Consider the following 22,745-nt stretch of genomic DNA (forward strand, 5'->3'; position numbering starts at 1 on the left):
CGTCAGTCGGCGTAGACGAAGTCGAGGGTGATGTCGGGGTCGATCGCCGTGATGATGTTCGTGTAGAAAATGCGAGCCTGCTCTTCGAGCACCGGGCGCGAGCCCTCAATGGTCTTCACAACCGTCTCGTCATCGAGAACCGCTTCGGCCAGAGCAAGCTTGTCGATCTCGGGGGTCGTCCAGCTGAGCAGCCCATTCTTTTCGCTCGCGATGGAGATCTTCGGGTCGTCGTTGCCGAGGTAGATGAACTCCGGGATGCTGATGCGGTACGACTTCTCACCGAGGTGTTCGATCTTGACATCCTTCCCTTCGATGCCGAGCTTCGCGTCGAAGTCGTACCGGACAAGGATCGAGCGGTCGGTTCCGGGCACGTCGAAGGCGAGGGCCTCGAGGCCCGGGATAGCGACCTTGAGCCCGTCGCTGTTCTCTTCTTTGATGTCACCGACCCCCGCCGTCACGAGGATGATCTGCTCTTCGCGCGTGATCGATCGGATCACCTGCACGTCACGTTCCTCGCTCGCGCCGAGGAACTTGCCGACGATCATCCCGCCAAACCCGGCTGCCCCAATGAGGAAGAGAACGAAGAGGATGAGGAGGATCTTCGCCCAGAGCGGCGTCCGCCGTCGTGCTGCGGTGGTGGTGGTCATTCGTTGTCTCCTCCGTGGGAATGTGTGGCGAACTCGACTTTTACCTTGAGCTCATGCCCCCACGCATAGTCGCGTGTGGCTCGTTGCGCTTGGCCGAGGACAATGCTCGGCGCGATGCCCAGCTCGTCGGCGAGCGCTCGCACGCGGGCGACATCGCGCGCGGGTGGTAGCCGGTCGCGGTACGACCCGGGGATGAGTGCCTCAGTCGCGAACTCATCGGCTTCGCGTTCAGCGAGGGTCTCCTCGCCTTCCACATAGAGCTCTTTGTCGCCATGCAGGAGGACGTGTCCGAGTTCGTGAAAGATCGTGAACCAGAGCTGATCGTCGGTCTTGAAAAGAAGCGACAGCTGCACGACGGGGTGGCCGTTGATCCACCGGGTGACCCCGTGGATCCCGAGCCCCGGCACCGGCGGAGTGAAGCACAGAACGACACCAGCGGCCTGCAAGAGCCGCGTCGTCTCAGCGATCGCTTCGACAGGGTCTTGTCGTGTCAGCCGACGGATCTGCGGCACCAGTTCTCGCACCGCATCGCGGTCGAAGTCGGCGAGGTCGGGGACTCCGTCGTGGTGCCGCTCGGCAAGCGAGAGCCAAATGGCGAGAGCCGGCGCATTGTTGCGCGCAATCGCAGCACGACGATAGGCGACCGATCCTTCGCGCCACGTCGTCTTCCACGCATCGAGAGTGGCGACGCCCAGTAGCCCGAGGAGTTGCCGCACCGTGTCGGCGCGGTTCCTCGCGGGCACCGTGATGAACCTCCACTTGCGCAGATACGCGAGGGGGAAAGCCTTCGCCTCGTCATACTGTGCAGCGAGCTGGACGTCTTCATGCGCACGCGCGAGGTCTTCGCGGTAGCCGCTCTCGTACTGATTCCAGATGCGCGCGGGAATGCCGGTGACGCGCTCGAGCCCCAAAGCGTGCGCGTGCGAGAGCGGTGCGATACCGCGGAGGAGCTCGCTGACGTGCTTGGGCGTGACGCCGAGACGGCGCGATAGCTCGGCCGCGTTGATGCCCTCTTCCTCCATCCACTCGGCAATGAAGTCGCCGGTGGTGACGATGTAGTCGGGTGTTGCAGTCATGTTCTTCCTCCTCTCGCGTTCAGCGCTTGTGATAGTCGATGAGTTCGACGACGAGCACCGTCACGACCTCGCGATCGACGGGCTGCACCACGAGACGCCAGTTTGCGCTCAGTCGTGCCGACCACTCTCCGGCGCGGTCGCCTTTCATCTGTTCCCAGCGGCCGGTACCGAGGAGGAGGTCGCCCATCTCGACCGCTCGTCGCAATTCAGTGATGCGCAGTTTGAGCGTCTTCGCAATCTGCGCACCGACCTTCTTCTGCATGGCGCGCTCATCGGTGCACGTCCTCTCCAGGTCGCGCGACGCATACTCGAGTTGCATTTGTTACCTAAATCGTAACACCGCGAGGAAGCGTGGGGAAGAGTCAGTTCGCACGACTCAGGCTCCAGCTTCGGATGCCGCGGCCTCAGCATCGCGCACGCGAAGCTTGCCGGACATGAGTTGCGGCAGCAGCGCATCGCGCGTTCCGGCGAGGGTGCGGTTCTCTTCGAGCAAGCCTGCGATCACACCTTCGAGAGCCGAAAGCTGCCGCTCCACAAAGCCTTGCCGTTCAAGCGCGACCGTTTGCAGCCGCACCGAATGAAGCTGATCGCGGTTGATCGAGCCGAATACGGTTCCCTCCGCCTCGAAGGGCGCCCATGCTTCGCGCTCCGCTCGAAGTTGGTGAAATAGGGTTGACTGGTTGCCCGTCCGCGAGCGAACTGCAGCGACCCCTCGACCAACACACACCGCTTCGGCTGCGAGGTTTACGTCACCGACGGGAGCACGCACGCTCACCAGGATGTCACCGGCGGCGGCCATCCTGACCGGTGCCGTAGTAAAGACGCGGCGCGCGGGAGTCCTCATCCCGAAGTCACGTACACCCTGAAAAAAGGGCACCCCATCACCTCGCTCGTTGAGATCCTCGCCCTTGGGTGACGACCCCATCGTGATCGTCGCAAGCTCTCCGAGCGAGAGCAGCTGCCCGGTTGCTTCGGACAGGAGGAGCGCCGCGGCATAGCTATCAGCGCAGTTAGCGAGGGCGGTGTTGGCGGCGATCTTGTCGTCGAGGGCGCCCAGCACCTCGGCGATTGCCTGCTGCTCGGGGAGGGGGGGAAGAGCTAGATCGAATGATCTGATGTCAGGAACATTTAGATGATGAACAGTTGAGCCCTCCGCTTTGACTTGAAGCGCTGCCTGAGACGAGGGTGCCGAAAGCGCGTAGTAGAGGTATCGACTGTCGGAAACTGCCGGATTCGGTCGCAGGAGAACGGTGCGCTGCCCTGGGGCCACGTTCGCCGCATCCGGAAGTAGAACGACGGGTCCGACCGGCGCCTCGCGCGCAAGGAGCAAATCGCCCGCCGCAGGGCGGAGCCGGCGCGTCCACATCTCGAACGTCTCGCGCGAGATACGTCGCGCCTCGGCGTAGTTGATCTTGTGGTCCCTCATCGCAGGCGTGCCAACGGCGAAGTATTCACCCAAATCGTCAAGAGGCGCCGTCTTGTGTTCGCAATCGACGATGGACAGGCAGGCCTGGTCGAGCCTCATTTGACCCTCCCCAGCTGCTCACGCACGACCTCGGCCAGACGGGCTGAGTCGGCGAACTGTGCCTCAAGCTCGGCGCGCAGGCGGGTGAGCTTCGCCTCGATCGGCTCGCCGTCGTCTTCGACCTCGGCGGCGCCGACGTAGCGGCCAGGGGTCAGGGCGTAGTCAGCGGCCTTGATCTCGGCGAGAGTTGCGGAATAGCAGAAGCCGGGGATATCGGCGTAGCTCGTGGGATCGGGGCGTTTCGACTCAGTCGCTTCGCTTCCTCGCTCAATGACCGGGGAGGCGGGATCGGGGCGTTTCGACTCGGGCGCTTCGCTCCCTCGCTCAACGACCGGGGAGGCGGGATCGGCGGCCGCGGTTGCGCGCCAGGCGTGGAACGTGTCGGCGATGCGAGCGATGTCGTCGTCCGAAAGCGCGCGCTCGGCGCGGTCGACCATGTGGCCGAGGTTGCGGGCGTCGATGAACAGCACCTCGCCCGCGCGGGCGCCCTTGTCTTTCGCGAAGAACCACACGCACACCGGAATCCCGGTCGAGCGGAACAGCTGAGTCGGCAGCGCCACCATGCACGAGACGAGGTCGGCTTCGACGATCTCGGCGCGAATCTGGCCTTCGCCGCCCGAGTTCGACGACATCGACCCATTCGCCATCACGACACCCGCCTGCCCGCCCGGGGCGAGCTTGGAGAGGATGTGCTGGATCCACGCGTAGTTCGCATTGCCCGCGGGGGGCACGCCGTACTTCCAGCGCGGGTCAGATTCGCTGCGGGCCCAGTCCTTGATGTTGAACGGCGGGTTCGCCATGACGAAGTCGGCCTGCAGCTCGGGGTGAAGATCCCGGGCGAAAGTGTCGCCCCAGCGGGGTCCGAGATTGCCCGAAAGCCCGTGGATCGCAAGATTCATCTTCGCCATGCGCCACGTGCGCTCATTGAGCTCTTGCCCGTACACCGAGATCTCGGAGCCCTCGCCCTCGTGTGCCTCGAGGAACTTCTCGGCCTGCACGAACATGCCCCCCGACCCGCACGCGGGGTCGTACACGCGGCCGTGCGTCGGCTGCAGCAGCTCGACGAGCACCCGCACGACACCTGCCGGCGTGTAGAACTCGCCGCCGCGCTTACCCTCGGCGGCGGCGAACTTCTCGAGGAAGTACTCGTACACCTCCCCCAGCAAGTCGCGGGCGCGACGGCCCGATGCCCCAGCCTGACCCTGGCCGGCGAACCGCGCCGAATTGAGCAGATCGATCAGTTCCCCCAGCCGCCGCTGATCCACGCTGTCGCGATTGAAGATGCGCGGCAGCGTGCCAGTGAGCTGCGGATTGGCCTGCATGACGGCATCCATCGCGTCATCGATCAACAGTCCGATCGTGCGCTGCCCATCGCCGGTGCCTTTCGCGTTCTCGGCGAGGAACGACCAGCGCGCGTTCGCCGGCACCCAGAACACCCCACGCCCCGTGTACTCGTCGATGTCGTCGACGAGCGCGGCGATCTGTTCATCACCGAACCCGTCGGCGGCGAGTTCGGCGCGGATCTGCTCGCGGCGCTCGTCAAAGGCATCCGATACGTACTTCAAGAAGACGAGCCCCAGGATCACGTCTTTGTACTGCGAAGCATCCATCGACCCGCGCAACTTGTCGGCAGCTTTCCAGAGCGTGTCCTTCAGCTCTTTCATGGTCGACGGCGCCTGCGGAGCGGCTTTCGTGGTGCGCGGCATGGATCTCTTTCAGTTCGCAGTGGATGCCGGAGCGGCAGCGTCGGCAAGCGTGACGGCACCGGCGGAAACGCCGGCAGTCAGCAATCGGGCATAGTCATCGAGCGCGGCAGCGCGCCGGAGAAGTGCGTCGCGTTCGGCGGCGAGCGCCCCCAGCGTTGCCCGCAGAGGTGCGCGCTCACGCGGGGCGACGCGCCGCAGCATCCACCGGCGCCACGCACCGGGACCGCCGCGAGACTCGTCGATGTCCGCAGCGATGAGCTCGGGCACGAGTCCCCCGGCGTCGGCGCTGCGCACGCGCAACACCCGCGCGGGGGCGGCCACGACTTTCGACCCGTCCGGATCGACCCACGCGCGCGGCGACGGCGACGTGCGAAAAACGATGTCACCCGGCTCGGTGAGCTGCGCCGACGGATGCCGCGTCGCGAGCAACAGCGGGTCGATGCGGCGCTCGCCGATCGCGGCCGGTCGATCGAGATCGTCGGCGGTCACGACGACGAGCCCCTCGCTCGACGTCGACGCCGGATCGATGCGCGTGCCCGCGAGGAGACGAAGGTGACGGTCGGCGATGAGGGCCTCGACCGATCTCAGCGCGAGCGGAGGAGCGGAGGCCGGCGCGACCTCGGCGGTTTCGACGCCCAGCGCCGCACGAGCATGGTCGATGCGGGCGGGTAATTCGCCGAGCGAGATGCTGGCGGGCAGCCCCGCGCGTGAATCAGCGCCGAGAAGTGAGCCTCGGGTAGCCAGCAGCGACGCCGTGCGGACGATGCGTGTGAAGCGGAACGCGTGCGCACGGACGTCACGCGCCGTGCCGAGTGCAGCGACGACGTCGCTGACCAGGTCGCCGATCGTCGCCGACGTCAACGGGGCATCGGTGAGATCAACCAGGGCCGTGTAGCGCTCGCCGATCGGTGACACGGGGGGCGGAGTCAACACCCACACCGCAAGGCGCTCGCGCGGCGCCGATGTCACCAGGCCGGGTTCAAGCCGCACGATCGCGCGCACGGTGCCCGCACGCAAGATCGCAGAGCGATGTCGGTCATCGGCAGAGACGAGCGCATCGGTCAACACGGAGGCAGGCGCCACCACGACCGCACGCGTGTCCGGCGCGAGCCCCAGGCTCAACTCGTCGATCGCCCGCAACACATCAGCCGCGTTCGAGGCTGCGGGCGTGGGGAACCGCGAAACGATCAGGTCACCGTCGGCGGTGTCGCCCGGCTCGACGACGCGGCCCGACAACAGCGCGCGGCGCCGGAGTGCGCGGCCGGCATCGTCGTCGCTATCGACGAGGACATCGGGTTCTGAACCGATCGCGTCGAGAATGCGCATGGCGAGATCGGGAGCCACCCCCGTGGCGAAGGCGACACGCGACCGGTCCACCCCGAGTGCGGCGGCGAGCGCCACCAGCATCCGTTCACCCAACCCGGAAAGCGGTCCACGCGAACCGCCGACGGCGCCCGACGCGGCGTGGCGGCGCTCGAGCACGCGCGCGCCATCGAGGGTGGAGTAGGCAGCGTCGGCGAGGGCGTCAGCCCACGTCGCCGAGGCCGCATCGGCGGCGCCGATCTCTCGCACGAGACACAGATCCTCGGGATCGGCGGCACGGGCCTTGTCTGCCAGCCGGTCGAGTGATGCCCCACCCACCGGCTCACCGGTAAGCGCACGCAGGACGAGCAACGCGTCGACGGCAGCAATCTGCTGCGGATCGGAGGAATCGAAGCCGAGGGGCGCGGCGGCTGCGGCGGCATCGGCGATGACGTCGAGGTTGTTTCCGTGCTCGGTACGCACGAGCCACTGCGCGACTTCGGCCGCGTCAAACAGCGCACGCCCGCTCGCCGTGCGCCGCGGCGCGGGGAACGGGTCTTCCGACTGTGCGAACCGTGCGCGCCACACCGAGACCACCGGGCGCCGCACGGCCGCCAACCGGGCGATGCCGGCGGAGTCGATAAGCAGCGCAGGAGCGGACATGAGGCCACTCTAGGGGCGAGCTGGGACGTCAACACCGAATACTCCGATAACACGGGTTATCACGGCGCTCCTGAGGTGCAGTGAAGGTTTCCCTTTAGCGTCGTGTCGGCGGTCATCCGCTGCGGCAGGCGGGTCATTGCTGGGGGGACTCGCCTGCCGGACTCCCCACCCCCTCACTGGAGAACCTCATGCGCACAGCATCCGCCCTCACGGCAACCCTCACCCTCCTCGCCCTCGGCCTCGCCGGGTGCAGCGCGCCCGCGTCGACCGTCGCCGGCACGACAACCGACACCGGCAAGACGCCCGACACGGCACCAGTCGCGTCATCGACGCCCACACCCACGCCCACCGTCGCGTCAGAGTTCGGCGAGCAGGTGAAGAGCGCGCGCGGCAACCTGGTGAAGCAGCTCGGCCAATTGGCCGGCACGGCCTCGAGCACGGGAGCCGACACGGTGACGTCGCGGTTCGCCGTCACCAACATCGTGGTCGACCAGCCCTGCGACAGCGGCTACTCCGAGTCACCGCAGAATGGTCACTTCCTCGGCATCCACCTCAACGTCGAGACGACGCCCGAACTCGCCGACGACGCCTCCCCGACGGTGTCGTTCTCCGAGTACGACTGGCAGGCGTATGACGCCGACGGCAAGCGGCTGAACGACCCGATCGGCACTGCGTGGTCGTGCCTCAGCACTGCGCAACAGCTGCCGGTAGACATTGGCCCGGGGCAGAGCGTGTCGGGTTGGATCGTGCTGGATGTCGCCGCAACCACCGGCATTGTGGTGCTGGCTCCAGCGGGCAGCGCGGTCGGGTGGGAATGGTCCTACTGACCTCCATCCAGCCAACATGAGGCTCATTCAACGCGCCGATGGGGGCAGAGCCTCCTCCACAGGCGGGGTCTTTGACGGGTTATCCACAACTGTCGTCTGACCTGGGATTCGTCGACGGGAATGTCGGAGGCCCCGGGGATGATGGAAGCATGTCCAGCTCGACCGAACCCACCTCGTCGCCCGACTTCACGCCGGGCGACCTTCGGGCTCTGGGCGCAGTCACCGATCGGGTCATCGCGGCCCGAAAAGCGCGCGCAGCGGCTGATGCGGCCGAGATCCGCGCCCTCGCCGAGGCGATGGAACTGGCCGCTCGTCGACAGGCGGCACTCGGCCCGGTCAGCTCACGCCAGAGCGACCTGCCGGTGCGTGAGATCGCGGCCGAGCTGGCCGCGGCGGTGCGTGCATCTGACCGCACCGTGCAGGCGCGGCTCGGAGACGCCGCCGATGTCGTCGCCCGGTTCGCTCGTGCAGTCGAGGCGTTGGCCGCGGGCGGGATCGATCGGGGCCACCTTGTCGCGATCACCGAGGCTGGCGGTCGGATCAGCGACGATGAGGCGCGAGCGGTGTTCGAAGAAGCCGCGCTCAGCGTGTGTCGGCGCGAAACGCCGGGGCGCGCCCGACCGATCCTCCGGGTGCTCGCGCAGCAGATCGATCCGATCGCGGCACAGGAACGGCACGACACGGCGGCGGGAGAGCGACGGGCGTGGGTCACCGACGGCGACGACGGCATGGCCGATCTCACCCTGCGCGCGCCCGCGGTCATCGCGCACGGCGCCTTCGATCGGGCCACCCAGATCGCCCACGCGATCATCGATGCGCGTCACGCCGACACGGCTGAGCGAGAAGCGGTCGCTCAAGGCGCCGACGCCTCCCCCACGCGCGACACCCGCACGCTGAACCAGATCCGTGCTGATGTCCTCGCCGACCTTCTCCTCACGGGGCATGCCACCCCCGCAGAGTCCGACGGCACGATCCCCGTCGCCGAGGCGATCGTCGCCCGCGTGCAGATCACGATTCCGGCCGCAACGATCGAAGGGGGCGATGCCCCTGCAGAACTCGCCGGAAGCGGCCCGCTCGACGCGGAGTCGGCGCGCTGTCTGGCGGCGACCGCGCGCACGTGGACGCGCCTGTATACCGACCCCTCCGGGTGCGTCCTGGCCGTCGATCAGTACCGCCCGCCGTCACGGCTCCGCAAACTCCTCGCCGCGCGCGACGAACACTGCCGGTTTCCCGGTTGCAGACAACCCATCTGGCGCTGCGACGTCGACCACACGATCGATCACGCCCTCGGCGGGGCGACCGAGGTCTGCAATCTGGCCCACTTGTGTCGCCGACATCACGTGCTCAAGCACCACACCGCCTGGACGGTCAAGCAGAAGCCCGGCGGCATCCTTGAATGGACATCGCCGACAGGGCGCGTGTACCCCGATGTCCCCGCGCGCGTACTCACGTTCGCGGTCGGTCCACCGCCGCCGTTCTGACCCGAACCGTCAGACGGTGGGCACGCCCGCCGCGACGGCCTGGTCTTCTTCGGTCGCGACGAGCTGACCGCACGCGCCGTCGATCTCCTTGCCGCGGGTGTCGCGAAGGGTCGTCGGGATGCCGGCTTCGTTCAGCCTCCGCACGAACTCGTTCTGCACCGGGACCTCGGATGCCGTCCACACCGAACCCGGCGTCGGATTCAGCGGAATAGGGTTCACGTGCACCCACCCACGGCCGCGGGCGTTGAGCTTCTCAGCGAGCAGATCGGCACGCCAGGCATGGTCGTTCATGTCCTTGATCAGGGCGTATTCGATCGAGACACGGCGGCCGGTCTTCTCGAAGTACCCGCGCGCGGCGTCGAGAGCCTCGTCGACTTTCCATCGCGAGTTGATCGGGATCATCTCGTCGCGCAACAGATCGTCGGGAGCGTGGAGCGACAGCGCGAACGTCACCGGGATGTCCTCTGCCGACAGCTTGTTGATTGCCGGCACGAGTCCGACGGTCGAGACCGTGATGCCGCGGGCGCTCATCCCGAGGCCGTGCTTCTTGTCGACCATCGTCCGCACGGCTTGCATGACCCGGTTGTAGTTGGCGAGGGGCTCACCCATCCCCATGAAGACGATGTTGGTGACGCGCTCGTCTTCGTGCCCGACGCGACGAGGGTCGCCGAGTCCGCCCTCGGCGATCAGGCGGTCCGCGCGGACGACCTGCTCGACGATCTCGGCGGCCGACATGTTGCGCGTGAGCCCGGCCTGACCGGTCGCACAGAACGGGCAGTTCATCCCGCATCCGGCTTGCGACGACACGCACAGCGTGATGCGGCCGGTGTAGCGCATGAGCACCGACTCGACGAGAGCGCCGTCGTGCAGCTTCCAGAGGAACTTGATCGTGTCGCCGCGATCGGTCTCCAGGCGCCGCACCTCGGTGAGCAGGTGCGGCAGCATGCCGGAGACGAGCTCTTCGCGACCGGCCGCAGGCAGATCGGTCATCTGCGCGGCATCCGACGTGTAGTGCTGGAAGTAGTGCTTCTCAAGCTGCGCGGCGCGGAACCCCGGCATCCCGAGTTCCTTCACCTTCGCGACGCGCTCGTCGGGGGTCAGGTCGGCGAGGTGGACGGGCGGCATGCCCTTCTTCGGGGCAGCGAACTGCAGAAGCGGCTTGCCGTCGGCATCCAGCTTCTGGGTCCAGCCCTCGGTGCGCGGGCGGACCTGCCGGGGGCGGGTGGTGCGCACGGGGGTGGATTCGGGTTCCGTCATGGTTCCAGGGTATCGGCGGCGGCTGGGCAGCGGCCGAACCGGTGCGGGTTACAGGCTGAACCGGCCCGCGGGCGGTGCAGACGGCCCGCTCGCGTCGATCTAGCCTGCAGCTGCCACGCCGACGGCGGCGGCGAGCGTGAGCTGCTGACCGAGGTGCCGTACCCGATCGTCGAGGCGGTCTCCCAGGCCGTCGACGGCGCCGAGCGCACCCGCGGGCGCCACCCCGCGGGTGCGAACAAAGGCGTCACGATCCTCCGACTCCTGGCGCACCTCGGCATCGACCCGGCCGACGCGATCGGGATCGACGACAACTGGAACGATGCCGAGATGTTCGAGGTGTGTGGCCTGTCGATTGCCATGGGCAACGCCGCGCCGGGCGTGGCGGAGCTTGCCGATCAGGTGACCGAGGCGATCGACGCCGGCGGCATCCACCACGCCTTCGTGCGCAACGGCCTGATCTGACCTCAGGCGGGACGGTACGGCCCGGTCGAGTCCCGCACGATGAGACGTAGCGGCAGATTCACGTCCTCGGGTGCGCCGCCGCGGGTCATCGAGAGAGCGATCCGGAGCGACTCGCGGCCGAGCCCCTCCCAATCCTGGGCGACGGTCGTCAGCGGCGGCGCGTACATCGGTGCCTCGTCGACATCGTCGAAGCCGACCACCGAGACGTCCTGGGGGACCCGCAGTCCCGCCTCCGCAAGCGCGCGGTACGTCCCCAACGCCATCTGGTCGTTGCCGACGAAGATCGCGGACGGGCGCTCAGTTTCCAGCATCCGCCGGGTGAGGGTGTAACCGGACTCGGCGCTCCAGTCGCCGTGGCCGTACGCCGTGATCCTCCGCCCGTCGGCCTCCAGCAAGCGGCGCCACGCCGCCGTGCGCGCGGCGCCGGCGAAGCTTTCGGCCGGTCCGGCGACGTGATGGATCGTCGGATGCCCGAGCTCGAGCAGGTGCTCGATCGCTTGCACGGCGCCGCCGTCCTGGTCGAAGCCGACCGACGACGACCCTCCGCCCTGCGGCGGACCGAGGACCACGAGGGGCACCGCAGTCGGGATCTCGAGGGTCGCATCGAGCCCGAACGGAGACGGGAAGACGACGATGACGGCGTCCACCGCCATCTCTCCGAGCCGTGTGAACGCGCTGCTCGCAGCACGGCCGGATGCCGCGGCCACCGGCATGATCGTCGTGCCGTACCCGTGGCCGGCGGCGCGCTCGGAGATCTCCTCGAGCGAGCGGTGGGTGCCCACCGAGTGGAGGGAGTGGTAGACCACTCCCACCGACCGGTAGGCACCGCGCCGCATCGCCCGCGCCGCCGAATTAGGGCGGTACTCGAGGTCTTGCATGGCCGCGAGCACCCGCTCTCGCTTCGCGTCGGCCACGTACGGTTCGCCGTTGGCGACGCGCGACACCGTCTGCAGCGAGACGCCCGCCATGCGGGCGACGTCTCGCATCGACGACGCGCGCTCGAGCACGTCAGATTCCCTGGAAGGAGAACCGGAACACGAGTTCACCCGAACGCGGCAGCCGATATTCCGGCAGCGTCCGCGCGCCCCACGAGTCGTCACCCCCGACGCCACGCCGCATCAGCGCAGGGCGCAACACGGTGCGGTGAATCGGCGGAAGCTCGGTGTGGTGTTCGGCGTTCTCGATCTCGAACGGCGTCCACGGCAACGCCGAGAACTCCATGCCGCCGGCGCAGTCGACCCGCACCCCGACGCCGCGACGATCGGTGACCTCCGCCCAGCGCACGCCGGTGCGGCTGCCAGCTTCCTGCGGCCGGAGGTACGGCGTCAGCTCGGTGCGCACATCGCGCTCGTAGACATCGAGGCGCGCGCCGCCACGTCGGTCGATGTAGGACTCTTCCGGTCCCTCACCGTAGACGCGGAGCCGGTGGAAGTCAGCATCCACCGCCAGCAGCATCCCGAACTCCGGGAGTTCCGGAAGCCCCGGGACGAGCCTCAGGGTTTGCGTCACCTCGACGCGGCCCGCCCCGTCGACGCGATAGTCGACCTCGACGGCCGTTGCCGGCTGGGTCGGCAACTCGTACCGATACGACACGGTCACCGACTCGTCGTCCTGGCGCACGCGCGTGGACGTCATCGGGTTCTGAACGCGCGCGTAGCGGCTGGCGAGCAGCCACTGGCCGTCCTCGAAAGGACCGCCCCAACCGCGCTCGTTGGCCGTCGGCGCGTGCCAGAAGTTCGGCTTCGGCATGGATGCCAGTAGCTCACGCCCGCCGTCAACGCTCTGCCCGAAGCGATACGAGGCCAGGCCGCCGTAGAGCGTCGAGAACAGCGTCGAGAACCCGTCGCCGCGCACACCGATGTTGTGCGTACCGCGGATGAGCTCGGGCGCCGGAGCGCGCGTGATCACCGCGGGCGGGCCGTCCACCGTCCACACCGTCTGCTCGCCGGCCACCCGGTGCCCCTCGGGGCCCCAGCTGGTCGCGGCCGGCAGCCGGAAGGTGACATCGACCGTGTATTCGCCGGCCCCCGTGGGCGCGCCGAAGGGCAGCGCCACCTCACCGGTCGTCTGCGCCGCGACATCCGTCTCGACGACGTCTTCGCGGAGAACAACGCCCTCGCGAGCGAGGGTCACGACACAGCGGTAGGCGCTCGTCGAGGTGGTCAGCAGCCGGTTGTCGACCTCGAACGAGGTCGCACCGATGCGGATCCGCATCCCCTGATAGAGATACGCCACTTCCTGGAGCTTGGGCGTCGGCGAGTGATCGGCGAAGAAAATGCCGTTCCCGCAGAAGTCACCGTCGTGCGGCGACTCGCCGCAGTCTCCGCCGTAGCCGAGGAAGGTCTGGCCATACCGGTCGGTGAGCTCGATCGCCTGGTCGGCGAAGTCCCAAATGAATCCGCCCTGGAAGAGCGGTTCACGATAGGCGAGCTCGATGTACTCGTCGACGGCGCCGAAGGAGTTTCCCATCGCGTGCGCGTACTCGCACAGGATGAACGGCTTGTCGCGGTTCTCGGCGAGGTAGGCCTCGACGTTCGCGGCGGTCGTATACATCTGACTCGTGATGTCGGTCGTTTCCGGATACCGCGGATCCCAGTGCACGCCTTCGTAATGCACGGGCCGGTCATCGACGCCTCGGAACCAGTCGGCCACATCACGGAGGTTCGTGCCACCGAACGACTCGTTGCCGAGCGACCAGATCACGATGCTCGGGTGGTTGCGGTCGCGGTGGAACATGCTCGCGGCGCGATCCTGCAGCGCGGGCAGCCACTCGGGCTTGTCACCCGGAACCGATTCGTCCACGGGCCGGTCGAGCTCACGGATCCGGTCCCAGAGGCCATGACTCTCGAGGTTCATCTCGTCGATGACCATCAGGCCGTACGTGTCGGCGAGTTCATAGAATGCCGAGCTGTTCGGATAGTGGCTCGTGCGCACCGCGTTGACGCCCACCTGCTTGAGCGCCCGGAGATCGGCATCGGTCTGCTCGCGACTGACGACCCGGCCGTTCAGGCCGAACTCGTGCCGATTCACCCCGTTGAAGACGACGCGAACGCCGTTCAGGGACAGCACGCCGTCGTCGATCGCGAAGCGGCGGATGCCCACGCGCTGCGGGATGACCTCGACGAGCGAGCCGGCGGCATCCGTCACCTCGACCGTGAGGTCGTAGAGCGCCGGACTCTCGGGGCTCCACAGGCGCGGGGCATCGATGCGGATGCCGAACGTGCCGTCGCCGCGGTCGTCGAGGGCGCCGACGCCTTCCAGACGCACCGACACGGTGCCGTCGCCGACCAGTTCTGTCGCGACGGTGATCTCCGCGCCGGAGTAGTCGCCGTCGGGCACGGCGCGTACGACGAGGTCCTCCACGTGCGCCGCGGGGCGCCGGTAGAGGGTCACGTCGCGGAAGATGCCGGAGAACCGGTAGAAGTCCTGGTCCTCGATCCACGACGCGGCCGTCCACTTGAACACCTGTGCCGCCAGGCGGTTCTCGCCGTCCTGGAGCGCGTCCGTGAGGTCGAACTCCGACGGCGTGAAGCTGTCGGTCGCGTAGCCGATGTACCGGCCGTTGAGCCACAGGGCGATCGCGCTCTCGACACCGTGGAAGGTGACGCTGAGCCGCTCCCCTGCCTCCAGCGGGCGGTCGAGCGTGAAGGTCTTCACGTAGGAGGCCACCGGGTTGAAGCGCTCAGGCACCTCGCCCGGCTCGATCTGCTCGCGGCCGTCCCAGGGGTACTGGACGTTCACGTACTGCGGGCGGTCGTAGCCGTGGAGCTGGATGTGGGCCGGGACGGGGATGTCATCCCAGCCCGACACATCCACATCCACCGCTTCGAATCCGGGAATGGTCGCCCCGGCGTTGTTCGCGTAGTGGATCTTCCACCGGCCGTTCAGGGACTGCTCGTACCCGCTTGCTCCGGCATCCGCTTCGCCCGCGTCACGGAACCAGCGATGGTCGGAGTGCGCACCCAGGCGCCCCTCAGAGACGTATCGCGGGTCCGCGATACGGGAGACGTCGAACCTCACTTGATGGCCCCCGTGATGCCCGCAGCGAACTGGCGCTGAAGGATGAAGAAGATCACCATCGTCGGCAGCGATGCCAGCAACACACCGAGCATGAGCACGCCGTAGTCGACGACGTAACCGCCGCCGAGGTTGGCGATGAGCATCGGCATCGTGAAGATGTCTCCGCTGATGAGGATGACCTTCGGCCAGAGGAAGTTGTTCCACGCCATCATGAACGTGATCACGGCTGCCGCAGCGAACGTCGCCTTCATCGTCGGGATGTAGATGCGCGCGTAGATCGCGACTTCGCTCAGCCCGTCGATGCGCGCGGCTTCGATGATCTCGTGCGGGAACGACCGCGACGACTGCCGGAACAGCATGATCAGGAACGGCGTCGAGATCGCCGGGATGATCACGGCCCAGATCGAGTTGATCATGCCGACGCGCGCGAACAACTGGAACAGGGGGATCATCGTCGCGGCGAACGGGATCATCAGTGCCAGAAGAAGCACCGCCATCAAGCGGTCCTTGCCCTTGGAGTGGAAGACCTCGAAGCCGTAGCCGGCGAGTGAGCAGAGGATGAGCGCGAGGATGGTGGTCCCGACCGCGATGTAGAACGACGTCGCCATCGCGCCCCAGACATCCTGGGCAGCGAACAGCTTGCTGATGTTGTTCATCAGCTCGCCGCCCGGCAACATGCTCGAGCCGAGCACCGCGGCGCTCGTGTTGGTCGAGGAGACGACCATGAAGTACAGCGGGAACAGGGAGAACAGTGCCCAGATCGACAGGAACAGGTACCCCGGGAGGCCGCGGAAGCGTCGCTTAGTCACGCTTGTCACCGACTTTCATCTGAATCAGGGCGAGGATCGCGACGAGGATCAAGATGACGTACGAGATCGCCGCGGCGTAGCCGAAGTTCGGGTTCTTCTGGAAAGAGACTTCGTAGAGATAGTGCGACATCGACATCGTGTGGTACGCCGGACCACCGAGGGTCAGCGCCCACGACTCGTCGAAGAGTTGCAGCGTGCCGTTGGTCGACAGGATCGCGGTGAACACGATCATCGGCTTCAGCTGCGGCACGGTGACGTTCCAGAACACCTGCCAGGCGTTCGCGCCATCCATGCGGGCGGCTTCGATGCTCGAGTAGTCGACGTTCTGGAGAGCGGCGAGGTAGAACACCATGTTGTAGCCGGTCCAGCGCCAGATGAGTCCGAGGATGAGCACCGCACGAGCAGTGTCGGCCTGGCCGAGCCAGTTGATCGGGTCTTGGAGCACGCCGATGCCGGTGAGCATGTCGTTGACGAAGCCGTCGGTCGCGAAGAGCGTACGGAAGACGAGCGAGTACGACACGAGCGACACGGCGACCGGCAGGAAGATCGCGGTGCGCCAGAACGCCTTGAAGCGGAGTTTCGGGTTGTTCAGCAGGTTCGCCAGCACCATCGCGAGGATGAGCATGATCGGGACCTGGATGATCAGGTACAGGAACGTGTTGAACATCGTGAGCTTGAAGATCTCATCGCTCAGCATGCGTTCGAAGTTGTACCAGAGGGGGTCAGCCCAATCGAGCCGGCTGCCTCGACCTGTCTGCAGTGACAGGAAGAACGCCTGGATCATCGGGATGAAGCTCACCACGAAGATCATGATCGACGCGGGCAGGAGGAACACCCAGCCGGTGAGGTTCCGGCGCCTCGCACCGGTGAGCCACGGCTTCTTCGAGCCGATGTAGTTGTTTAGCGGTGGCGCTTCTTTCTTGCGCGCGGACCGCGACAGAGCGGTCGTGTCAGTAGGCACCGTCGATCTCGCTTTCGTCTATGGGTGGGCAATGCCGGTGTGGCCGGGGAGGGCGAACCCTCCCCGGCCACCGGGGGCATTACTGCATTGCGAACTCGACGTTGGCCTGAGCCTCGGCCAGAGCGGCATCGCGGTCGCCACCGCCGATGATCTTGGTCATCGCTGCGCTGACCGCGTCGCGGCCCTCGTAGTAGTAGGCGCCCGTGTTGTTGCTGGGAACCTCGGCACCGAACGCGACGACCTCCTGGAAGATCGGCTGGCCGCCGAAGAACTCGACCGGCTCCGCGTAGACGGCGCTGTCACCGGCAGGGATCCAGTTGGCGACGGCACCGGCCTTCGGGAGGATGGTGTCGTAGAGCTCGGTCGAGCCGGCGAACGTCTCAGCGAGGAACTTCTCGGCGAGCTCTGCGTTACCGGTCGAGCTGATCGTCCACGACGATCCACCGTTGGCGGAGTAGTTCGTGGCGCCGTCGACGCCGTCGAGCTTGGGCAGGTTGGTGATGGCCCACTTGCCGGACTGGTCAGCAGCCGTCTGGATCGAACCGACGATCCAGATGCCGTTCACCGTGCCACCGACAGCGCCGTTGACCAGCGTGCCGATGTACTCGTCCCAGGAGTTGACCTCGAGGAGCACGCCCGACTCGACGAGCTCGGTGTAGGTGTCGACGGCCGCGTTCAGCGCGTCGTTGTCGACGATCGTCGGGTTGCCGTCCTTGTCGAACAGGCTGGCGCCCGCCGACTGCAGCATCATGACCGGGAGGTCGGCGGAGCCGGCCTGACCCGACAGCAACGGCTGACCGGTCTTGGCGAGGACGTCCTTGCCGATGGTGATGTACTGGTCCCACGTGATGTCGGTGAAGTCGTCGACCGTGTAACCGGCCTGCTCGAGGACGTCGGTGCGGAGCGCGGTGACGGCGGTGCCCGAGTCGAACGGCACACCGTAGTTCTCGCCATCGATCGTCGAGTAGTCGACGACAGACTTCGGGAACTCGGAGAAGTCGACAGCATCCGCCGAGAACGGAGTGAAGAGGTCCGGGTAGTTGAGGACGTTCTTCTGGAATGCGTTGTTCTGCATGAGGAAGATGTCGGGCAGCTCGTCGAACGCCTGCGACTGCGCGATCGTGGTGAGCTTGGTCTGCAGGTCATCCCACGTGACCTCGACGATGTCGAGCTCGAAGTCGGGGTTCTCCGCCTGGTAGACCTTCTCGGCCTCTTCCATCGCGTAGATGTTGAACGCCGGGTCCCAGGCCCAGACGGTCAGCGTGTTGTCGCCGCCGGCGTCGCCGCCACCGTCACCGGCATCGCCGGTTCCTCCGCTGCAGGCAGCGAGCGTCAACGCGAGGGGCAGGCCCAGCGCGAGCGTCATGGCTGTGCGCTTGGTGGATCGTTGCATCGATCGAATCCTTCCGTGATTCTCTTGGTTGTCGAGTTCCCCCGACGGTTCGCCCCCGGGCGAGGGCACCGCTGTACGGAGGGAAGTGCGGCTTCGAGAATCACGGATGCTGCTGTGCATCCAAAGGCTCCTCGTCGAGCACGTCTCCGCTTGTTATCGGTAACACGGTAGCACTGGGAACGTCACCATGCCAGTGTTTGCGCGGAATTGTTACCTTTCCCGATTTTCCCGCGTCTTTCCGCGGGAATCCGTCGTTACGCTGGGCCCGTGGTCCCTCTCGACAACCTTTTGGCCTTCATCGCTGCCGCGATCGTGCTCATCATGATCCCCGGACCCGCGGTGCTGTTCTCGGTCGGTCGGACGCTCACCCTCGGTCACCGGGGCGGATTGCTCAGCGTCGCCGGGGTCACCCTCGCGCTCATCCCGATCGTCGCGCTGGTCGCGGCCGGGGTCGGCGCGATCATCGCACAGTCGCTCGCCCTGTTCACCGTGCTGAAGATCGCCGGGGCGCTGTACCTCATGTACTTGGGCGTTCAGGCGATCCGTCACCGGCGCGATGCCGCCGCCGACGTCACCTCGACCGCACTGCCGGCATCCCCCGCCCGTCAGCTCTGGCAGGGATTCGTCGTCGGGATCACCAATCCGAAGACGCTCGCCTTCTTCGTCGCGGTGCTCCCGCAGTTCGTCGATCTGCAGACGGGCTCGGTCTCGCTGCAGATGCTCGAACTCGGCCTCGTCTTCGCGATGATCGCTTTGGTGTCCGATTCGATCTGGGTGTTCATGGCCGCCGGCGCTCGGGCGTGGTTCGCCCGGTCACCGCGTCGCATCGAGACACTGACCGCAACGGGCGGCGGCATGATGATCGGACTCGGTGCGATCCTGCTCGTGACCGGCCCCGAGCACTGACCCGGAGCATCCGTTCATCTAGGCGCGAGAGAATGGGGCAGTGACCTCATCGACTCCCGCCTCCCGTACCGTGTTCATCGACGTCGACGGGACGATCCTCGAACACGGGTCCGTCATCGCCCCCTCGACCGTGACCGCGATCCGCACAGCGCGCGCGAACGGGCACCTCGTGTACCTCTGCACCGGACGGTCGGCCGGCGATCTCCACCCCTCGGTACGCGCGATCGGTTTCGACGGCGCGATCACGAACGGTGGGGCTTTCGCGACGCGCGGGGACGACCTCGTTGTATCGCACCACATGCCGCGAGAGGACGTCGACCGGATGGTCGGCTACTTCGAGGAGCACGGCATCCACTACTTCTTGCAGACGAACGAGGCCGTGTACGCGAGCGAAGGTGTCGGTGCGTTCGCGGATGAGTTCTTCCAGCAGCGGCGGGCCCGCCACGATGAGGACCTCCGCCGCCTGGGCCTCGACGTCGACGAAGACCCGTTGCCGGCGCTGAGCTACCGTCCGATCGAGGGCCTCGACTTCGATGCCGTGGTCAAAAGCACGTTCATCAGCATGAAGTCCGACACGCTCGCCCACGTCGAGACGGAACTCGGCGAGCGCTTCCACGTGATCCCGGGGTCGATTCCGCTGCCCGGCGGATCCAACGGCGAGGTCGCCGTGCGCGGCGTCAACAAGGGCTCGGCGATCCTCGAGGTGCTCGAGCTGCTCAACCGGGGCGTGGAAGGGACTGTCGGCATCGGCGACAGCTGGAACGACGTCGAGATGTTCGAGGTCGTCGAGACCGCGGTCGCGATGGGCAACGCCGACCCCGAGCTTCAGGCGCGGGCGGATCACGTCACGACCGACGTGCTCGACGACGGGGTGTGGAACGCGTTCGTCGCCCTCGGCCTCGTCTGACCGCCGGTCGCGCTCTCAGCGCTCCGTCAGCGCTCAGAGGAAGATGTCGGGGAACAGCGCGCTGTCGGGTGTGCCCGGCACCGCGGCGTACCCGGAGAAGTCGGTGACCCCGGCGGCCCGCAGCACGTCCTCGACGATCAGCGTCTGTCCCGTGTACTCGCGCGCCGGCTGCAGCATGACCGCGTAGGCCGCATCGGCGTAGACGTCGGGCGTGCGGCTGACCTTCATCATCCGGTCTCCCCCGAGCGCGAACTGCACCGCGGCGGTCGCGATCGTCGTCTCCGGCCAGAGCGTGTTGGCCGCAATCCCGTCCTTCGCGAACTCAGCCGCGAGGCCGAGCGTCGCCATCGTCATCCCGAACTTGGCCATCGAGTACGCCGTGTGGGCGCCCAGCCAGCGCAGCGTCGTGTTGAGCGGTGGCGAGAGCGACAGGATGTGCGGGTTCTCGGCATCCTTGAGGATCGGTAGCGCCGCGCGGCTCAGCATGAAGGTTCCCCGCACATTGACGTCCTGCATGAGGTCGTACTTCTTCGCGGAGAGGTCGAGTGAGCCGGAGAGGTCGATCACCGACGCGTTGTTGACGACGATGTCGATGCCACCGAACTCGCCCTGGGTTTTCAGGACCGCCTCGGTGATGTCGTCGTCATTGCGGACATCGCCGACGATCGGGAGCGCCTGCCCGCCCGCGGCGCGGATCTGCTCGGCGGCCGAGTGCACGGTGCCCTCGAGCTTGGGATGGGGCGTATCGGTCTTGGCCATCAGCGCGATGTTGGCACCGTCGCGCGCGGCGCGCAGCGCGATCGCGAGTCCGATCCCGCGGCTGCCGCCCGACATCAGGATGGTCTTGCCGGCAAGGGTCTGGGGAGACTCGGTCATGGGGATCCTTCCGTAGGTGCGTCCACATCACATGATCGGCCCGAGGAGACCGGATATGCACGCGATTGCCGAGCGGTCTCGGCGAGATCAGGTGATGGGGATGCGAAGAGTGGGTCAGGAGCGTGCGGTCTTGGCGGATGCGGCGGCGAACGCGGCGACGCGTGCCCGCGACTCGGGGGTGTCGAAAGCGGCGCCGATCGAGCGGGCCTCGTCGTCGAGGTTGTCGGTGAAGGAACGGCGGGCGCCCGCGCGGATCAGGCGCTTGGCCTGCCCGAAGGCGGCCGTCGCGTGGTCGATCCAGAACGCGGCGATCTCCGCGCCCCGGGCCCCGGGATCGTCGGCCACCTCCGTGATCAACCCCCAGTCGAGGGCGGTCGCGGCGTCGATCGTCTCGTCCTGGAGGAGGAGGCGGAGCGCCCGTGTCTGCCCGATCGCCGCCGGCAGCAGCGTCGAGACGCCGAGGTCCGGAGTGAGGCCGATGTTGGCGTACCTGCTGACGAACTTCGCGCGCGGCGCGGCGACAATGTAGTCGGCCGTCAGCATCAGGCCGAGTCCACCGCCCGCGACAGCGCCCTGGACGACGGCGACGATGGGCTTGTCCGATTCGACGAACGTGCGGATCCCGTCGTGGATGCGGTGCGCCGCGGCGGTCACGTCTGCCCCGGCCGCGCCGCTCGTCGCCATCTCGACGACGTCGCCGCCCGCGCAGAACGCCGGCCCCGCGGCATCGAGGATCACGGCGCCGACGGTCTCGTCGGACGTGATCTCATGGGCGAGGTCACGCCAGCGACCGCCCATCTCGAAGCCCATCGCGTTGAGGCTCGCCGGTCGGTTGAATGTCAGGCGCGCGAGCGCGCCCTCACGCGTGTAGATGATCGAGTCGGTCATGCCGCTGTCTCCTTATCGAGCTGTTCCCGGTCCGTATTCAGTCCGGCCGCTGTGGGCTGCCCGCGGCGATGGCGGATTCGTGCGGCCGCTGCCGGGGCGCCCCCGCACGCAGACTGAATACGGACCGGGGGCGTAGGGGTGGAAGTGGGGGTGTCGGCGGGGGTGGTCACTTCGGCGCCATCCGGATGGCGCCGTCGAGCCGGATGGTCTCGCCGTTGAGGTAGCCGTTGTCGACGATGTGCATGACGAGCGCGGCGTATTCGTCCGGGCGGCCGAGCCGGGCGGGGTAGGGAACCTGTTCGCCGAGGCTCGCTTGGGCGGCTTCGGGAAGGCCCGCGAGCATCGGGGTCTCCATGATTCCGGGCGCGACGGTGCAGACACGGATGCCGTAGCGCGCCAATTCCCGCGCGATCGGCAGCGTCATCGCGTGCACGCCGCCCTTGCTCGCCGCGTAGGCGGGCTGGCCGATCTGACCGTCGAACGCCGCGACGGATGCTGTGTTCACCACCACACCGCGGTCTCCGCCGTCGGCGGATTCGGTCTGCGCCATCGCCGCCGACGCCTGCGCGACGACGTTGTAGGTGCCGATCAGATTGACACGGACGATCTTCTCGAAGTGCGCGAGATCGGTCGGCGACCCGTCGCGATCCAGCATCTTCGCGGGCGGCGCGATGCCGGCGCAGTTCACGACGACGCGAAGCGGCCCGTGCGCGCTGGCCACTGCCACAGCGGCGGCGACCTGCGCCGGATCGGTGACATCGGCCGGGGCAAACGTGCCGCCGAGCTCCGCCGCGCGATCGGCTCCGGCGGAGGAGGGGAGATCGATGATGACGACGTGCGCTCCGCGCGCAGCCAACTGCCGCGCGGTGGCGAGTCCCAGTCCGCTGGCGCCGCCCGTGACGAGGGCGGATGCTCCGGCGATGTCCATGTGTGTGCTCTCCTTCGAACTCGACGCTCAGCCTACCCGGCGACACGCCGTTTCAGGAACCGAGGCACTCAGTCCCACGGGTGGTCGCGGGCCGTGCGCCCGACGCCGCGG

At 67.2% G+C, this 22,745-nt stretch carries 20 protein-coding genes; 5 read left to right on the forward strand and 15 right to left on the reverse strand.

The annotated features are described in order from the left end of the window. Positions 1-2 precede the first annotated feature (2 nt). Genes Q0653_RS05260 through Q0653_RS05285 form a run of 6 tightly spaced genes read right to left on the reverse strand, consistent with a single transcriptional unit; the run spans position 3 to position 6,919 of the window. On the reverse strand, positions 3-647 hold the full coding sequence (locus Q0653_RS05260; protein ID WP_298943238.1) for a hypothetical protein: 645 nt from the start codon (positions 645-647) through the stop codon (positions 3-5). After that, positions 644-1,723 carry an ImmA/IrrE family metallo-endopeptidase gene (locus tag Q0653_RS05265; RefSeq protein WP_298943240.1) on the reverse strand — a complete coding sequence of 360 codons (1,080 nt, stop codon included), beginning with the start codon at positions 1,721-1,723 and terminating at the stop codon, positions 644-646. The genes Q0653_RS05260 and Q0653_RS05265 overlap by 4 nt, the downstream gene beginning before the upstream one ends. Positions 1,724-1,742: 19 nt before the next feature. Beyond that, a complete protein-coding gene (locus tag Q0653_RS05270; protein WP_298943242.1) occupies positions 1,743-2,042 on the reverse strand; it encodes a type II toxin-antitoxin system RelE/ParE family toxin in 300 nt (99 codons plus the stop codon). Positions 2,043-2,099: 57 nt separating this feature from the next. After that, the gene (locus Q0653_RS05275) at positions 2,100-3,248 is read right to left on the reverse strand and encodes a restriction endonuclease subunit S (protein WP_298943244.1); all 1,149 of its coding nucleotides are present in this window, start codon (positions 3,246-3,248) and stop codon (positions 2,100-2,102) included. Next, positions 3,245-4,954, reverse strand: a complete 1,710-nt coding sequence (locus tag Q0653_RS05280) for a class I SAM-dependent DNA methyltransferase (protein ID WP_298943246.1) — start codon at positions 4,952-4,954, stop codon at positions 3,245-3,247. The genes Q0653_RS05275 and Q0653_RS05280 overlap by 4 nt, the downstream gene beginning before the upstream one ends. Positions 4,955-4,963: 9 nt before the next feature. Continuing rightward, positions 4,964-6,919 carry a hypothetical protein gene (locus Q0653_RS05285; RefSeq protein ID WP_298943248.1) on the reverse strand — a complete coding sequence of 652 codons (1,956 nt, stop codon included), beginning with the start codon at positions 6,917-6,919 and terminating at the stop codon, positions 4,964-4,966. 188 nt (positions 6,920-7,107) lie between these two features. Between Q0653_RS05285 and Q0653_RS05290 the strand changes: the two genes are divergently transcribed. Together Q0653_RS05290 and Q0653_RS05295 are read left to right on the forward strand one after the other, a co-directional pair. Then, positions 7,108-7,746, forward strand: a complete 639-nt coding sequence (locus tag Q0653_RS05290; protein ID WP_298943250.1) for a hypothetical protein — start codon at positions 7,108-7,110, stop codon at positions 7,744-7,746. Positions 7,747-7,895: 149 nt separating this feature from the next. Then, positions 7,896-9,227, forward strand: a complete 1,332-nt coding sequence (locus Q0653_RS05295) for an HNH endonuclease signature motif containing protein (protein ID WP_298943251.1) — start codon at positions 7,896-7,898, stop codon at positions 9,225-9,227. Between the two features lie 9 nt (positions 9,228-9,236). Here the strand turns inward: Q0653_RS05295 and rlmN are convergent, their stop codons facing one another. Beyond that, positions 9,237-10,484: a 23S rRNA (adenine(2503)-C(2))-methyltransferase RlmN gene (gene rlmN, locus Q0653_RS05300; protein ID WP_298943252.1), complete on the reverse strand. Its 1,248-nt coding sequence runs from the start codon at positions 10,482-10,484 to the stop codon at positions 9,237-9,239. Between the two features lie 153 nt (positions 10,485-10,637). On the opposite strand from rlmN, the gene Q0653_RS05305 reads away from it, so the two are divergent. Continuing rightward, the gene (locus tag Q0653_RS05305; RefSeq protein ID WP_298943253.1) at positions 10,638-10,946 is read left to right on the forward strand and encodes an HAD hydrolase family protein; all 309 of its coding nucleotides are present in this window, start codon (positions 10,638-10,640) and stop codon (positions 10,944-10,946) included. 2 nt (positions 10,947-10,948) lie between these two features. Here Q0653_RS05305 and Q0653_RS05310 read toward each other — a convergent pair whose 3' ends face one another. From Q0653_RS05310 to Q0653_RS05330, 5 genes are all read right to left on the reverse strand, one after another. After that, positions 10,949-11,953, reverse strand: coding sequence for a LacI family DNA-binding transcriptional regulator (locus Q0653_RS05310; protein ID WP_298943255.1), 1,005 nt, complete (start codon positions 11,951-11,953; stop codon positions 10,949-10,951). Position 11,954: 1 nt separating this feature from the next. Further along, the gene (locus Q0653_RS05315; RefSeq protein ID WP_298943257.1) at positions 11,955-14,966 is read right to left on the reverse strand and encodes a glycoside hydrolase family 2 TIM barrel-domain containing protein; all 3,012 of its coding nucleotides are present in this window, start codon (positions 14,964-14,966) and stop codon (positions 11,955-11,957) included. Continuing rightward, positions 14,963-15,775, reverse strand: a complete 813-nt coding sequence (locus tag Q0653_RS05320) for a carbohydrate ABC transporter permease (protein WP_298943259.1) — start codon at positions 15,773-15,775, stop codon at positions 14,963-14,965. Before Q0653_RS05320 ends, Q0653_RS05315 begins: the two co-directional genes overlap by 4 nt. Continuing rightward, positions 15,768-16,736 carry a sugar ABC transporter permease gene (locus Q0653_RS05325; RefSeq protein WP_298943261.1) on the reverse strand — a complete coding sequence of 323 codons (969 nt, stop codon included), beginning with the start codon at positions 16,734-16,736 and terminating at the stop codon, positions 15,768-15,770. The genes Q0653_RS05320 and Q0653_RS05325 overlap by 8 nt, the downstream gene beginning before the upstream one ends. Positions 16,737-16,815: 79 nt before the next feature. Beyond that, positions 16,816-18,129: a carbohydrate ABC transporter substrate-binding protein gene (locus tag Q0653_RS05330; protein ID WP_298943263.1), complete on the reverse strand. Its 1,314-nt coding sequence runs from the start codon at positions 18,127-18,129 to the stop codon at positions 16,816-16,818. Positions 18,130-18,396: 267 nt separating this feature from the next. On the opposite strand from Q0653_RS05330, the gene Q0653_RS05335 reads away from it, so the two are divergent. Continuing rightward, positions 18,397-19,035 (forward strand): LysE family translocator, encoded by a 639-nt coding sequence (locus Q0653_RS05335; protein WP_298740627.1) that lies wholly within the window; start codon positions 18,397-18,399, stop codon positions 19,033-19,035. Between the two features lie 40 nt (positions 19,036-19,075). Next, on the forward strand, positions 19,076-19,942 hold the full coding sequence (locus Q0653_RS05340; RefSeq protein WP_298943266.1) for an HAD family hydrolase: 867 nt from the start codon (positions 19,076-19,078) through the stop codon (positions 19,940-19,942). Between the two features lie 33 nt (positions 19,943-19,975). Here Q0653_RS05340 and Q0653_RS05345 read toward each other — a convergent pair whose 3' ends face one another. The 3 genes from Q0653_RS05345 to Q0653_RS05355 form a co-directional block, all read right to left on the reverse strand. Then, on the reverse strand, positions 19,976-20,818 hold the full coding sequence (locus Q0653_RS05345; RefSeq protein WP_298943268.1) for an NAD(P)-dependent oxidoreductase: 843 nt from the start codon (positions 20,816-20,818) through the stop codon (positions 19,976-19,978). Positions 20,819-20,932: 114 nt separating this feature from the next. Continuing rightward, positions 20,933-21,706: an enoyl-CoA hydratase/isomerase family protein gene (locus tag Q0653_RS05350; protein ID WP_298740633.1), complete on the reverse strand. Its 774-nt coding sequence runs from the start codon at positions 21,704-21,706 to the stop codon at positions 20,933-20,935. A gap of 166 nt (positions 21,707-21,872) precedes the next feature. Then, positions 21,873-22,634: an SDR family NAD(P)-dependent oxidoreductase gene (locus tag Q0653_RS05355; protein WP_298943270.1), complete on the reverse strand. Its 762-nt coding sequence runs from the start codon at positions 22,632-22,634 to the stop codon at positions 21,873-21,875. Positions 22,635-22,745 lie beyond the last annotated feature (111 nt).

The sequence above is a fragment of the uncultured Microbacterium sp. genome (genome assembly GCF_947488465.1).
GTDB lineage: Bacteria > Actinomycetota > Actinomycetes > Actinomycetales > Microbacteriaceae > Microbacterium.

Bases quoted from the DNA above. Each gene is read 5' to 3' on its own strand.
- Q0653_RS05260 (WP_298943238.1), bottom strand. From the start codon at position 647: ATGACCACCACCACCGCAGCACGACGGCGGACGCCGCTCTGGGCGAAG.
- Q0653_RS05265 (WP_298943240.1), bottom strand. From the start codon at position 1,723: ATGACTGCAACACCCGACTACATCGTCACCACCGGCGACTTCATTGCC.
- Q0653_RS05270 (WP_298943242.1), bottom strand. From the start codon at position 2,042: ATGCAACTCGAGTATGCGTCGCGCGACCTGGAGAGGACGTGCACCGAT.
- Q0653_RS05275 (WP_298943244.1), bottom strand. From the start codon at position 3,248: ATGAGGCTCGACCAGGCCTGCCTGTCCATCGTCGATTGCGAACACAAG.
- Q0653_RS05280 (WP_298943246.1), bottom strand. From the start codon at position 4,954: ATGCCGCGCACCACGAAAGCCGCTCCGCAGGCGCCGTCGACCATGAAA.
- Q0653_RS05285 (WP_298943248.1), bottom strand. From the start codon at position 6,919: ATGTCCGCTCCTGCGCTGCTTATCGACTCCGCCGGCATCGCCCGGTTG.
- Q0653_RS05290 (WP_298943250.1), top strand. From the start codon at position 7,108: ATGCGCACAGCATCCGCCCTCACGGCAACCCTCACCCTCCTCGCCCTC.
- Q0653_RS05295 (WP_298943251.1), top strand. From the start codon at position 7,896: ATGTCCAGCTCGACCGAACCCACCTCGTCGCCCGACTTCACGCCGGGC.
- rlmN (WP_298943252.1), bottom strand. From the start codon at position 10,484: ATGACGGAACCCGAATCCACCCCCGTGCGCACCACCCGCCCCCGGCAG.
- Q0653_RS05330 (WP_298943263.1), bottom strand. From the start codon at position 18,129: ATGCAACGATCCACCAAGCGCACAGCCATGACGCTCGCGCTGGGCCTG.
- Q0653_RS05345 (WP_298943268.1), bottom strand. From the start codon at position 20,818: ATGACCGAGTCTCCCCAGACCCTTGCCGGCAAGACCATCCTGATGTCG.
- Q0653_RS05350 (WP_298740633.1), bottom strand. From the start codon at position 21,706: ATGACCGACTCGATCATCTACACGCGTGAGGGCGCGCTCGCGCGCCTG.
- Q0653_RS05355 (WP_298943270.1), bottom strand. From the start codon at position 22,634: ATGGACATCGCCGGAGCATCCGCCCTCGTCACGGGCGGCGCCAGCGGA.